Raw genomic sequence first — 12,303 nt, forward strand, 5'->3', positions numbered from 1 at the left:
CGCGCGCTGTGAGCCCCTTCCTGGAGGTGACGTGTTGTCCCGAATAGCCCTGCCTCAGGCGTCCGTAAGGCGACGCCGAGGTGGTCTGCGGATGTGGACGATGGCCGCGACCGTGGCCCTGGCGTCCAGTGCTCTGACAGGTGCCGCGCACGCGGAGAGCGCCGGCGGCGGTCGGGCTGACGCCGTGAAACCCGGCGCCACGACCGCTCTCGCCGACCCGTGCTTCCTCTTCCCCTACTTCCCCGGGTACTGCCCGAGCCGCCCCGGCTACCACGGCTACCCCGGATACCCGGGCCGTCCGTGGCATCCCGGCCGACCGGGCATCCCCGGGCCTCCTGGCCCGCAGGGCCCGCCCGGACCGCCTGGAACTCCCGGAGCGCAGGGTCCGGCCGGTCCGGCCGGCCCGCAGGGTGACCCCGGGGCCCAGGGTCCGCCCGGAACGCAGGGACCGGCCGGGCCCGCCGGCCCGCAGGGTGACCCCGGAACGCAGGGTCCGCAGGGCCCGGCAGGACCGCCCGGACCCGCCGCCGCCCCCCACGACCTGGTGGACTTCAGGGTCGGCGCCGGAACGTTCACCCCGCCCGACGGGGTCACCAAGGTCTTCGTCCAGGTGTGGGGTGCCGGCGGGGGTGGCGGTGGAGTAGGGCTCCTCCCCGCTCTCCCTCTCGGCGGCGGCGGTGGGGCCGGCGGCTTCGCCTGGTGCCCCGTAGTTGTGGCACCCGGGACGACCTACAACGTGACCGTCGGTCAAGGAGGGAGCGGTGCCAACCTCGTCGGCGCCAGCGGTGCCAATGGCGGGGACACCATCCTGTCCGGCCCTGGCGGCATTCTTGCGAGGGGCTTTGGTGGCACCGGAGGAACCGCCGGCCTGCTGACTCCCAGTCCCGGCGGAGGCGGCTCCTGCGCGGTCGGCGGTACGACCCGTCAGGGTGCCGCGGGCCAGCCTCCCGTCGTGGCCCAAGGGTTGGCAGGCGACGGCGGCCAGCCGGCGGTGAGCGGCATCGTCGAGCCTGCCCCGCAGGGTGCGGGCACGGGCGGCGACGGTACCGTGGCCGGCGCGGTACCCGCCTCCAACGGTGGTGACGGATACGCCGTCATCTGGTGGTAGCCGAGGACACGCATCAGGCCCGGCGCACCTTCCGGTGCGCCGGGACCTGAGGTCTTCGCGCCATGACCGGCCCGGTTCTGTTTGACGCAGCAGACGGCAGGCTCAGGTGCAGCGTCCGCAGCCGATCCGGTACCTTCGGTGCATGCCGGATGTGAGCGTGGACTACACCGAAGCCGAGCTGCGGCAGTTGCAAGTCGCCGCCGCAGCCGCGGGGATGTCCGTCGAGGACTACATCCACGCCACGACCGTCCTCGAAGGGCGCCGTCGGGTCTTCGTCTCCACGGCGCTCGACTTCCACGACGCCCATGCGGCCGCCTTCGACGAGGCCTTCCCCGACGACGCACCCCGCCGTGGAGCGGGTGCCGCCGCCTGATGGAAGTCTTCGTCGACGTCCGCTGGCTCCTGGAGATCCAAGAGGCCCGCATGACGGACCTGGCGGTGCGCGACTACTCCGCACTGGTCGCAGCTGTCGCGCGGCATCGCGTGAACACCCCCGCCTTCGGCGCCGAGTACGACGAGGCCTGGCGGGCAGCCGCCCTGATGCACACCATCATCCAGCTCCGCCCCCTCCCGGCGCGCAACGCCTTGTTCGGCGCGATGGCCGCGGTGGCCTACATGACGGCCAGCGGCCACACCCTCAACGCGCCCTACGCCCCGGTGGAGCTCGCCCGCGACATCGTCAGCGGCAAGGCCGACGTGTACACCGCCGCCGAACGCATCCGCTCCTGGCGAGCGTGAAACGCAGGGCTGGCCGGGAACTCTGTTGCCGTTGATGTCTGAGGGCCCGCGGAGCACAGTGTGCCGGTTGCAGCCGCGAGTGGGCACAGATTGACGCTCACCGCTGCGGTAGCCAAGCTGGTGAGGGGGCTGGTGGAAGGGACCGCGGCCGTGAGTGCTGGAAAGAGTGGACTTCCCCGGCTGCTGACGGCCGCAGAGACAGCGGCGCCGGCAGATGCCGTCGACGTGGTCGCGGAGGATCTGCGGCGGCGTTTTCAGGCTACGAAGGTCTCTTTCCTCATCGTGGACCTGACGGGGAAGGCGGTGGCGCGGCTGTCCACCGCCGGGGCAGTGGGGGGCGAGCGGGAAACGGAACGGATCCCCCTGTTCGGCAGCGTATACGAGCAGGTGATCCGTACCCAGCGGCTGTATCAGGCGGCGACGAGCCGCGGACAGCGAATGATCGTACCGGTCACCAACCGGGGGGACGCCATTGGACTGCTGGAGCTGCTCCTGCCGACCGAATGCGGCGAAGACGTCCTTGATGCCGTCGGGGAAGCCGCCCATGCGCTGGCCTATGTCGTGATCGCCAACGGGCGCTTCACCGACTTCTACACCTGGGGCAAACGCTCCAGGCCCCCCACCCTGGCAGCGGAGATCCAGTACCAGCTGCTGCCCGCGTCGCTGTCCTGCGAGGCCGCGCAGTTCACCCTGTGCGGGAGCCTGGAGCCCTCCGAAGACCTCAGTGGCGACACCTTCGACTACACCGTGGACCGGGACACCCTGCACCTCTCGGTGACCGACCCCATGGGGCACGACATCGACGCCGCCCTGGCCGCCACGGTCCTGGTGGGCGCTCTGCGCGGCGCGCGCCGTGTGGGAGCCGGCCTGGCCGAGCAGGCCCGCCGGGCCGACCAGGCCCTGGCCGAGCACGGGCAAGGTCACGCCACCGGGCAGCTCCTGCGCATCAACCTCCACACCGGGCAGGCCCAGCTCGTCAACGCCGGTCACCCCTGGCCACTGCGCGTACGCAAGGGGGTCGCGGAGGTGATCACCTGCGAGGTGGACCATCCCTTCGGGCTCTCCGCGTACGCGCCGCACCCTCACCGGGTCCAGGACATCGATCTGCGCCCCGGCGACCGTCTGCTCATGCTGACCGACGGCATGCTCGAGCGCCATGGGCAGCAGGTCGACCTGCTCGACATGCTGGAGCACACCCGGGACCTGCATCCGCGCGAGACCGCGCTGACCCTGACGTCCGCAGTCCGTGACGCCGCCGGCGGCCGGCTCGAAGACGACGCCACCGTGATGTGCCTGGACTGGCACGGCCCCCAGGAGACCCAGCGGCACGTCAGCTCCGGCGCGGACATCGAGCAAGCCTCAGCCGGCCGCGGGAAGCAGCAGCCGTGATCAGTGAGGTCTCCTGGACGGTGCCGGCGCCGGGGCTCTGACGACGGGGACTGGTCGGTCACCAGGGTGCACCGGCAGGGACGGCGGCTCGACGTCCCGGCATTGTCGTGCGGTCCGCCGAGCGCATGTGGGTGGCGCAGGTACATGGGCCAACAGCGGGGCCGGCCGAACGGTCTGACGACCGAGAGAAAGGGTCTGGGCCGGGGATGGCGGTGTCGGTAGTGTGCCGAGCGGGGTGCCGTCGCAACCGGCGACCGGAGGTTGTACTCAGGTCAGGGGAGGGGAGACCTATGGTCCGCTGGTGGAGGAAGGTTCGGAAGCCGACGACAGCCGAATCGGCCGCCGAGCGAGAGAGCCTTTCCACGGGGCCGGTGCACGGGACGTTACCGGGGCAGCTCGAGGGCGCTGACGGACTGAGGGTGGTGACACTGTCCGTTCTCGATGGTGGTCTCGCGCTGGCCGAGGGTGACGGCGACACGGGGCACGGTGCCGCTGCCCAACGGGTGTATCCCTGGGGTGAGGTCGCCCACCTCTGGTCCGCCAACGACCTGGAGGTGGATCCCGCTGAGGACGACACAGTGGTCACCCGGTGGGTTTGGGTGCAGCGGCTGGCGTTCACCGACGGCACCGTCGTGGCCTTGCGGCTGGCAGACCCGCCGGTCGTCACACCGAAGGCCGTCTTCGTCACGGGCGCGATCGCCGACCATCCCGATTCCTCCATCTGGCCGCTTCTGGCGCGCATACGCGACCATGTCACCGAACTGCATTTGGCCGCGGCCAAAGCCACCCTGGCGGCAGGCGGCCGTGTGGACTTCGGTCCTCTGACCGCCACCTCGGACGGCCTGCTCCACGACGGCACGCACGTGCCCTGGGAGGACATCACCTCGCTGCGATACAGCTATGTCCCCGTCAGCATGTTCGAAGACGATCTCGGCGCGCGTCTGCGCATGGAATTCCGCGACAGAAACGCGGGCCGTTATGGATTCCCTTTCCAGTAGCTGCGGATACCGGCTCTTGAGGTACCGGACATGGAAGTGTTGGTGCGGCTCGCCGCAGAAGGACGTATCTGACCCACCGCCCATGGGGTGTACGGGGCCGCGCGCCGGCTTCGCACCGGCCACGGTCACTCATTCCGGACGATCCACTCCCGGGCGAGTTCCGCGACCCAGGCGGCCGCCGCGTCGGCAGCGGGCGGGGGTGCGCCGACGACGACGAGTTCCGAGACGCCCGCAGTGGCGAGGGCCGGCAGGTGCTCGGGCGTACCGTCGCTCAACGCGACGGCGACCGTGAGCCCGTCGAAGGCGCGACCTTGGCGGGCGCACTCGTCGGCGAGGACGGCGACGTGCGAGCCGACGTCGGCCACCGGGACGTTGAAGCCGTACCAGCCGTCGGCGTGTCTGACCGCGCGGCGCAGGGCGGCGTCGCTGTGGCCGCCGACCACGATCGGGAGCCGGCCACCGCGCAGTGGCTTCGGGTTGACCCGGATTCCGTCGAAGCGGGTGAACTCGCCCGCGAAGGAGGCCGGATCCTCGGCCCAGAGGACGCGCATCGCGGAGAGGTACTCTTCGGCGCGCCGCCCACGCCCGGCGAAGGGGACCCCGAGCGCGGCGAACTCCTCGGCCGACCAGCCGACCCCGACCCCGAGGCAGAAGCGCCCGGCTGAGAGCACGTCGAGTGTGGCGGCCTGTTTGGCGACCAGGACCGGGTGGTGCTCGGGCAGCAGGAGCACCCCGGTGGCGAGTTCGATCCGGCTGGTGACGGCTGCCGCGTAGCTGAGCGCGAGCAGCGGGTCCAGCCAGTCCGCGTCCGCGGGTACGGCGATCCGGCCGTCCGCGGAGTAGGGGTAACGGGAGGCGGGCGCGTCCACGAGCACCACGTGCTCGCCGCACCAGAGCCGGGCGAAGCCGTGCGTCTCCGCGGCTGTGGCCACCGCCCCGATGACCTCCGGACGGGCACCGTCACCGATGCCGAGCGCGTGCAACCCCACTCGCATCCGCCACCTCCTGGCGTCACCCTAAGCGCGAAGTGCGGACGCCTTCGGCGTGACGTGGCACGCCGCGCGTGGAGGCGGCGCGGCGCGTCACCCGGACGGACGGGGCACCGCGGGTGTCCGCCGTGTCATCGCGACGCCGGACCGGGGAGTGCCTTGGGGCGTGACGGCGGGGGGCCTGCGGGGCCGGCTGAGGAAGCCCTGCGATTCGCGCGTCGCGACTCGCCCCTGAGGGCGACGCACGGATGGAACGTGGACCCCTACGCCTCACGGGACGCCCGGAAGCCGCTTGCCGGATGGGGTGCCGGGGAACCGGCGGTACGGCACGACGCCGGCAGCCCGGGCGGGTTCTTCGCGCACCCGGTTCAAATGAAGTTCCCCCGCAGCCGGTGTCCCGGGTGTTTCGGCGGTGGTTTCGTGGTGGTGAACCCTCTCCGGAGGGTGATGTCACACGGCTCACGGAAGCGGTCCGGCGGCGCAGGAGCACACTGTCGGCCACCCCCGCCCCCAACAGCAGGTTTACCACCCCCGGAGCGCTGATCCGCCCCGTTCACGCCGTACCCCGCGCCCGGACCGTCCTGATTGAGTGGATCACAGGGTCGCCGCCGTCACGTCGTCACCGACCGCTGCGGTCACCTCTGTTCGTTCACCAGCCCTGCTGGAGGGAATGTGTCCACACTGGACAGCGCCACCGGTCCCGCCGTCGAAGAACCCGCCGCTGATCCCGCGGCCGAGCAGCTCACCAGTCTGAGCACCCGCGCGGCGCGCCAGCTCGCCACGACCACCAAGTCCGAACCGCAGATGCAGGCCATCACCTCGCGATGGCTGCTGAAGGCCCTGCCGTGGGTGGACGTCAAGGGCGGCACGTACCGGGTCAACCGGCGCCTCCAACTGCGCACCAACCGTGGCCGTGTGCACTTCGAGCACAACGGGAGCGACGACATCCGCGTCATCCCGCAGTCGCTCACGGAGCTGCCGATCCTGCGCGGCTACGCCGACACGGACGTCCTGCGGGAGATCGCCGGCCACTTCCGGCCCCAGGAGGTACGCGCCGGACAGGTGCTCTTCGAGGCCGGCCAGCCCGTGACGGAGGTGTACCTGGTCGTCCGCGGCCGGTTCACCCGCTACACCTGCGGCAAGTACGGCGACGAGGGGATCATCGGGGTCGTCACCGACGGCGACCAGCTGGGCGACGAGGCCGTGGGGCAGCCCGACCCGCTGTGGTCGGCCTCGGTGCGGGCCGAGACGGCCGGGGTGGTCCTGGCGATGCCCTGGGCCGCCGTGGAGGACCTCACCGAACGGGCGCCCTCCCTCGGCGCGCATCTGCGCTCCTACGTCGACCGGCAGCACCGGCCGATGAACCGCAAGGGCGAGGCCGACGTCCCGGTGCAGGCCGGCCACGTGGGCGAGCCGACGCTGACGGGCGGCTTCGTGGACTACGACCTCGCCCCGCGCGAGTACCAGCTGTCCCTCACCCAGACCGTCCTGCGGCTCCACAGCCGCGTCGCCGACCTCTACAACGACCCGATGGACCAGACCGAGCAGCAACTGCGCCTGACCGTCGAGGAGATCCGCGAACGCCAGGAGTGGGAGCTGGTCAACAACCGGGAGTTCGGCCTCCTGCACAACGTCGACTACGGCCAGCGGGTCAGCACCTTCGCCGGCCCGCCGGCCCCGGACGACATGGACGAGCTGCTGTCGATGCGCCGCAAGACGAAGGTCTTCCTCGCCCACCCCAAGGCGATCGCCGCCTTCTTCCGGCAGTGCAACCGGCGCGGCCTGATGCCCGGCACCGCGAGCCTGGACGGCCACGATGTGCCGGCGTGGCGCGGGGTCCCGATCCTGCCCTGCGGCAAGATCCCGATCAGTGACGACCAGACCACCAGCATCATCGCGTTGCGCACCGGCGAGGCGGACCAGGGCGTCGTCGGCCTGCACCAGACCGGCATCCCGGAGGAGTACCAGCCGGGCCTGAACGTCCGGTTCATGGGCATCGACTCCGCCGCGATCATCAGCTACCTCGTCACCGCCTACTACTCGCTGGCCATCCTCGTGCCCGACGCGGCAGGGATCCTGGAGAACGTCCAGGTCGGCCGGCTCCCCGAATGACGGCCTGGAGCACCCCGTGACCACACACCCCACCGCCTTCACCCTGCCCGGACCCCCCAGCCCCGCCCGGAGCGCGAGAGCGCGGCGCCACGGCGCCATCCCCGGGCTGCTGTACCGGCCCGCGGTGCCCGCCGACCCGGAGAAGGTGCAGGAGGTCGACCTGCGCGTGGAGGCCTGGGCCCGCGCCAACGAGCTGTTCCCGGCGGCCTGGCAGGGCGACTTCGCCGGTTTCCAGTTCGGCCGTGCCGTCGTGCTCCAGCACCCGGGGGCCGCCGACCTGGAGCGCCTCACCGCCGCAGGCAAGCTGCTGCTCGCCGAGAACATCGTCGACTCCTGCTACTGCGAGGAGGACGAGGGCCGCGGGGGAGCGCGCAAGGGCCTCGGCGGACGGCTGGTCATCGCCCAGTCGGCACTCGACCCCTACCACGGCACCCCCGCGCTGGAGGAGGAGTGGCGGCGCGGTGTCCGGGCGGACGGCCCGCTGCGCTCCTACCACCTCGCGCTGCGGGACTTCGCCGTCCTGGCCACACCGAGCCAGACCGACCGGTTCGTGCACGACGTCGCCCGGCTGCACCTGGGCTACCTGGCCGAGGCCGCCTGGGCGGAGACCCGGTACGTGCCGCAGGTCTGGGAGTACCTCGTGATGCGGCAGTTCAACAACTTCCGCCCCTGCCTGTCCATCGTGGACGCCGTGGACGGCTACGAACTGCCCGAGCAGGCCTACGCCCGCCCCGAGATCCAGCGGATCACCGCGCTGGCCTGCAACGCCACGACGATCGTCAACGACCTGTACTCCTTCACCAAGGAACTGGCCAGCGACCCGTCACACCTCAACCTGCCCCAGGTCGTCGCCGCGAACGAGCGGCGCGGGCTGAAGGCCGCCTACCTGCGATCCGTCGAGATCCACAACACGATCATGGCGGCCTTCGAAGAGGAATCGGCGCTGCTCTCCGCCACATCGCCCCTCGTGGAGCGCTACGCCCGGGGGCTCGCCGCCTGGGTGTCCGGCAACCACGAGTGGCACGCCACCAACAGCCACCGCTACCACCTGCCCGACTACTGGTAACCGCCGCCTGTGACCCACCGGCACATGGCACCTGCACCACGAGGAGCAACAGTTGACCCACGCCCCTGCCGCCCGGCCCGCGGTCCTTCCGGTCCCGGCCCAGTCCACCTACCAGAGCCGGATCGCGGACTACTGGAACGCCGAGGAGAACCCGGTCAACCTCGAACTCGGAAAGATCGACGACCTGTACCACCACCACTACGGCATCGGTGAGGCCGACACCTCGGTCCTCGACGAACCCGACCCCGGCCGGCGGCGCAAGCGCATCACCGCCGAACTGCACCGCCTGGAGCACGCCCAGGCCGAACTGCTCGCCTCCAACCTGGGGAACCTCTCCGCGGACGACCGCGTCTTCGACGCCGGCTGCGGCCGGGGCGGCGGCAGCGTCGTGGCGCACCTGCGCTACGGCTGCCACGCCGACGGGGTCACCCTCTCCACCAAACAGGCCGACTTCGCCAACGACCAGGCGCGTGCCCGGGGCATCGACGACAAGGTCCGCTACCACCACCGCAACATGCTCGACACGGGCTTCGAGACCGGCGGGTACGCGGCGTCCTGGAACAACGAGTCCACCATGTACGTCGAGCTGGACCTGCTGTTCGCCGAGCACGCCCGCCTGCTGCGCCGCGGCGGACGGTACGTGACGGTCACCGGCTGCTACAACGACACCTATGGTCAGGCCTCGCGCGAGGTGTCCCTGATCAACGCGCACTACATCTGCGACATCCACCCGCGCTCCGCGTACTTCCGGGCGATGGCGCGCCACCGTCTGGTACCGGTCCACGTGCAGGACCTGACCGAGGCCGCGATCCCCTACTGGGAGCTGCGCAAGCAGGCGGACCACCTGGTCACCGGCATCGAGGACACGTTCCTGACCGCCTACCGCAACGGCAGCTTCCAGTACCTGCTCATCGCGGCCGACCGGGTCTGACCCTCCTGCACGGCGACGCCCACGGGCAACCGCCCCTCACCGGCGCGTGGCAATCGCGCCGGTGAGGGGCAGCCGTGTCGGCAGCGCGGCCCACGCTCCGCCCCGGTGCCTCTGTCGCGGGTCAGGTAGGCGATGGTTGCGCGTCCCGGTCCGTGTCGGTGCCGGGAGCTACCGGATGGCCGGAGGCCAGGGAACGGATGCGTGGTACCGGCGAGGGCAGCAGCCAGAGCAGCGACAGCGCTCCGCCGACGGCGGCGACGAGGAGCGTCACCCGGAGGCCGATGAGGGTGGCGAGGAGGCCGCCGAGCACGGCGCCCACGGGGCGTACACCGTAGTTGATCGTGCTGTACGCGCCGGCGACCCGACTGCGCATGCCATCGGGGATCACCGCCGCCTGAAGGGAGTTGAGGTTGACGTCGAAGAGCATGACGCCGACACCGGAGAGGAACTGGGCCAGGGCCAAGGCTCCGGCACGAGCCCACAGGGGGCCGCCCGCGGCGGCGGTGATGGCGATCGGTGCCGGGAACAGCACCGCGCCCACGGCGATGCTTCGGCCGACGCCGAGCCTTCGTGAGACCTTCGGCGCGATCACCGCGCCAAGGAGCGAGCCGGTGGCGCCGATCCCGAAGGCCATGCCGAGGACTCCGGCGGTCAGTCCGAGGTCCCGGTTGGCGAACAGCACGATCAGCCCGCTGCCCGCGACGAAGGTGAAGAAGTTGATGGTCGCCACGCACCCGAGGCTCGGCCGCAGCACCGGGTGACGGATGACGAACGCCAGTCCCTCCCTGGCCCGCCGCAGCAGCGGGGGTGTCGCCCGGTCAGGGACGGCCGGCGGTTCGTCCATCGAGACCCGACCGACCAGAAGCGCGGACGCCAGGAACGTCAGGGCGTCGACGACGACGGCTACGGGAGCGGTCAACGCCTGGACGAGAGCACCACCGATCGCCGGGCCGGCGACGTATGACGCCGACCGGCTGGTACTGAGCTTGCTGTTCGCGTCCACGTAGGAGGACCGGGGCACCAGGTGGGCGAAGAACGGGGGATAGGCGGTGTTGAACAGCACCGCTGCGGCGCCGGTCAGTAACGCCACGGCGTACAACTGCCCCAGCGTCACCGCCTCCAGCAGATAGGCGGCGGGGAGGGAGAGCAGCACTGCGGCGCGCGCCAGGTCGGCGAGGACCATCAGGCGCCGCTTGTGGATGCGGTGGTCGACCCAGGCACCGAGGACGATCCCGAGCAGGTTCGGGGCCCAGATGAGCGCGGTCAGCCACGCCACCTGATGGGCTGAAGCGTGCAGCGCCCCCACCGCGATCAGCGGCAGGGCCAGTTCGGTGATCCGGTCGCCGAACTGCGAGACCGACTGGCCGGCCCAGAAACGACGGAACCGCTGGTCACGCCAGAGCGATATGCGTACGGCCTGGTCTGCGGCGCTCATGACGTCCCGCCGGTCCGCTGCTCGGCGCCCTCGGGCAGGGCGTAACGCAGCAGCCGGACGCCACGGGCGTCGGCCGGACGCGCGGCCTCGTCACGCATCACGTAGGGCGCCAGGACGCGTTCGATCGCGTCCTCGATGGCGGCGAGTTCGTCGGCCGAGACGACGACACGGGTGTTGGCCAGACCCGCACGCCGCAGCCACGCCGGTTCGAGCTCGGGCTCGACCTCGGCGGCCCACCGGCTCGCCAGGTCCGCGGAGCGCACGAACATCTCCCGGGACAGGACCCGCGCGGCCGTCCTGCCCTCCTCGTCCTCCGGGTCCTCCGGCGCCTCGAACCGGAAGCCGCGCGCCACCGCCTCCCACCGCCGCTGGCGACGGTCCGGGCCGGGCTCGGCATCGCGGACCAGCCCGAAGCCCGCCAGATGCCGCAGATGCCAGCTGGTCACCGACGGGGTCGCCCCCACATCGGGCGCGAGTTGTGTCGCCGTCGCCGGCCCGTGCCGCTGGAGGCGTTCGAGGATCGCCAGCCGCACCGGGTGCGCCAGCGCCCGCATCGCCCGCGGATCAGTGATCTCGACATCGCCCAGACGGTTACCGGTATCCATGACGTGAGAGTCTCCTCTCACATATTGTGAGAGTCAAGTCTCACATCTCCGTTCCGGGCCCCTGCCGGTGCGCGGGAGATCCAGGTACGGGTGCCGGAGGACAGGTCGCGCATGGGCGATGACTTTGCGCCGGAGCCGGGGTCTCCTTCGTGAATGCCGTTGCCGCAGAGCGCGAGCCGTGACAGGAGACCTGGCCTTATGACCGATCCGGAAGTGACAGCAGACCGCAGCCGCGGGACCGGGGTCTGGCCCTTGATCCACGCCGAGCGAGCGGCGCTGGTGGCCGATCTCGCGGATCTGACGGACGAGCGCTGGGCAACGCCGTCGTTGTGCTCGGGCTTGACGGTACGTGAGGTGCTGGCGCACGTGACCGCGGGCGCGAGCCTCAATGCCGTGCGCTGGATGGCGGGAGTGATCCGCTGCAGGTTCGACTTCGACAAGCAGGTGGCCATGCGGCTGGCCGAGCAGTTGGGCACGACTCCGGCCGAGACCCTCGAACGATTCCGGCAGGTCATCCGGAGCACCACCAAGCCTCCCTTGCCTGCCATGGCGATGCTGGGCGAAACCATCGTGCACGGAGAGGACATCCGGCGCCCGTTGGGCATCCGGCACGACCACCCGATCCAGGTCGTCACGCAGGTCGCCGAGTACTACCAGGGTTCGGACCTCGTGGTCCTTGCCAAGGGCCGCATCGGCGGACTGCGACTTGTCGCGGACGACGGCCCGTTCGCCACCGGTTCCGGGCCGCTCGTGTCCGGCCCCACCGTGGCCCTGATCATGGCCACGACCGGGCGTGCGACCTACTGCGACGACCTCGAAGGCCCCGGAGTGGAACTCCTCCGCAGTCGCTGCGGGACAGCGTGACCCGATGCCCCGACTCTCCCACGTGAAGAGTGCTTCCAGCTCCGCACGTGGGCGCTGCGGGGGCTTCA

12 protein-coding genes are annotated in these 12,303 nt (G+C 71.1%); 9 read left to right on the forward strand and 3 right to left on the reverse strand.

Translation table 11 applies throughout. The features are described from left to right. Positions 1-100 precede the first annotated feature (100 nt). The 5 genes from ACFYYN_RS35650 (at position 101) to ACFYYN_RS35670 (ending at position 4,233) form a co-directional block, all read left to right on the forward strand. Positions 101-1,108 carry a glycine-rich domain-containing protein gene (locus tag ACFYYN_RS35650; RefSeq protein ID WP_500549019.1) on the forward strand — a complete coding sequence of 336 codons (1,008 nt, stop codon included), beginning with the start codon at positions 101-103 and terminating at the stop codon, positions 1,106-1,108. Between the two features lie 142 nt (positions 1,109-1,250). After that, positions 1,251-1,481, forward strand: a complete 231-nt coding sequence (locus tag ACFYYN_RS35655; protein WP_500549020.1) for a hypothetical protein — start codon at positions 1,251-1,253, stop codon at positions 1,479-1,481. Then, a complete protein-coding gene (locus tag ACFYYN_RS35660; protein WP_500549021.1) occupies positions 1,481-1,846 on the forward strand; it encodes a toxin Doc in 366 nt (121 codons plus the stop codon). Before ACFYYN_RS35655 ends, ACFYYN_RS35660 begins: the two co-directional genes overlap by 1 nt. A gap of 180 nt (positions 1,847-2,026) precedes the next feature. Next, positions 2,027-3,235, forward strand: a complete 1,209-nt coding sequence (locus ACFYYN_RS35665) for a SpoIIE family protein phosphatase (protein ID WP_500549059.1) — start codon at positions 2,027-2,029, stop codon at positions 3,233-3,235. 419 nt (positions 3,236-3,654) lie between these two features. Beyond that, positions 3,655-4,233, forward strand: a complete 579-nt coding sequence (locus ACFYYN_RS35670; protein WP_500549022.1) for a hypothetical protein — start codon at positions 3,655-3,657, stop codon at positions 4,231-4,233. Positions 4,234-4,358: 125 nt separating this feature from the next. Here ACFYYN_RS35670 and ACFYYN_RS35675 read toward each other — a convergent pair whose 3' ends face one another. Continuing rightward, positions 4,359-5,228 carry an LLM class F420-dependent oxidoreductase gene (locus tag ACFYYN_RS35675; RefSeq protein WP_500549023.1) on the reverse strand — a complete coding sequence of 290 codons (870 nt, stop codon included), beginning with the start codon at positions 5,226-5,228 and terminating at the stop codon, positions 4,359-4,361. 666 nt (positions 5,229-5,894) lie between these two features. Between ACFYYN_RS35675 and ACFYYN_RS35680 the strand changes: the two genes are divergently transcribed. The 3 genes from ACFYYN_RS35680 to ACFYYN_RS35690 are packed head-to-tail and all read left to right on the forward strand — an operon-like array spanning position 5,895 to position 9,331. Next, positions 5,895-7,334, forward strand: a complete 1,440-nt coding sequence (locus ACFYYN_RS35680; RefSeq protein ID WP_500549024.1) for a family 2B encapsulin nanocompartment shell protein — start codon at positions 5,895-5,897, stop codon at positions 7,332-7,334. Positions 7,335-7,350: 16 nt separating this feature from the next. Next, positions 7,351-8,400: a family 2 encapsulin nanocompartment cargo protein terpene cyclase gene (locus tag ACFYYN_RS35685; protein ID WP_499508902.1), complete on the forward strand. Its 1,050-nt coding sequence runs from the start codon at positions 7,351-7,353 to the stop codon at positions 8,398-8,400. A 52-nt stretch (positions 8,401-8,452) separates the two neighbouring features. Beyond that, positions 8,453-9,331 carry a geranyl diphosphate 2-C-methyltransferase gene (locus ACFYYN_RS35690; protein ID WP_500328310.1) on the forward strand — a complete coding sequence of 293 codons (879 nt, stop codon included), beginning with the start codon at positions 8,453-8,455 and terminating at the stop codon, positions 9,329-9,331. A 121-nt stretch (positions 9,332-9,452) separates the two neighbouring features. Here the strand turns inward: ACFYYN_RS35690 and ACFYYN_RS35695 are convergent, their stop codons facing one another. Together ACFYYN_RS35695 and ACFYYN_RS35700 are read right to left on the reverse strand one after the other, a co-directional pair. Continuing rightward, positions 9,453-10,766: an MFS transporter gene (locus ACFYYN_RS35695; RefSeq protein WP_500549025.1), complete on the reverse strand. Its 1,314-nt coding sequence runs from the start codon at positions 10,764-10,766 to the stop codon at positions 9,453-9,455. Further along, complete coding sequence (locus ACFYYN_RS35700) at positions 10,763-11,371, reverse strand: ArsR/SmtB family transcription factor (RefSeq protein WP_500549026.1); 609 nt, start codon at positions 11,369-11,371, stop codon at positions 10,763-10,765. Before ACFYYN_RS35700 ends, ACFYYN_RS35695 begins: the two co-directional genes overlap by 4 nt. Positions 11,372-11,569: 198 nt before the next feature. Between ACFYYN_RS35700 and ACFYYN_RS35705 the strand changes: the two genes are divergently transcribed. After that, positions 11,570-12,235 (forward strand): maleylpyruvate isomerase family mycothiol-dependent enzyme, encoded by a 666-nt coding sequence (locus tag ACFYYN_RS35705; protein ID WP_500549027.1) that lies wholly within the window; start codon positions 11,570-11,572, stop codon positions 12,233-12,235. Positions 12,236-12,303 lie beyond the last annotated feature (68 nt).

The sequence above is a fragment of the Streptomyces sp. NPDC001902 genome (assembly GCF_042891295.1).
Taxonomy (GTDB): Bacteria; Actinomycetota; Actinomycetes; order Streptomycetales; family Streptomycetaceae; genus Actinacidiphila.

What these genes read in the sequence shown, in the direction of transcription:
- ACFYYN_RS35650 (WP_500549019.1), top strand. Translation starts at nt 101, where the DNA reads ATGGCCGCGACCGTGGCCCTGGCGTCCAGTGCTCTGACAGGTGCCGCG.
- ACFYYN_RS35655 (WP_500549020.1), top strand. Translation starts at nt 1,251, where the DNA reads ATGCCGGATGTGAGCGTGGACTACACCGAAGCCGAGCTGCGGCAGTTG.
- ACFYYN_RS35660 (WP_500549021.1), top strand. Translation starts at nt 1,481, where the DNA reads ATGGAAGTCTTCGTCGACGTCCGCTGGCTCCTGGAGATCCAAGAGGCC.
- ACFYYN_RS35675 (WP_500549023.1), bottom strand. Translation starts at nt 5,228, where the DNA reads ATGCGAGTGGGGTTGCACGCGCTCGGCATCGGTGACGGTGCCCGTCCG.
- ACFYYN_RS35695 (WP_500549025.1), bottom strand. Translation starts at nt 10,766, where the DNA reads ATGAGCGCCGCAGACCAGGCCGTACGCATATCGCTCTGGCGTGACCAG.
- ACFYYN_RS35700 (WP_500549026.1), bottom strand. Translation starts at nt 11,371, where the DNA reads ATGGATACCGGTAACCGTCTGGGCGATGTCGAGATCACTGATCCGCGG.
- ACFYYN_RS35705 (WP_500549027.1), top strand. Translation starts at nt 11,570, where the DNA reads ATGACCGATCCGGAAGTGACAGCAGACCGCAGCCGCGGGACCGGGGTC.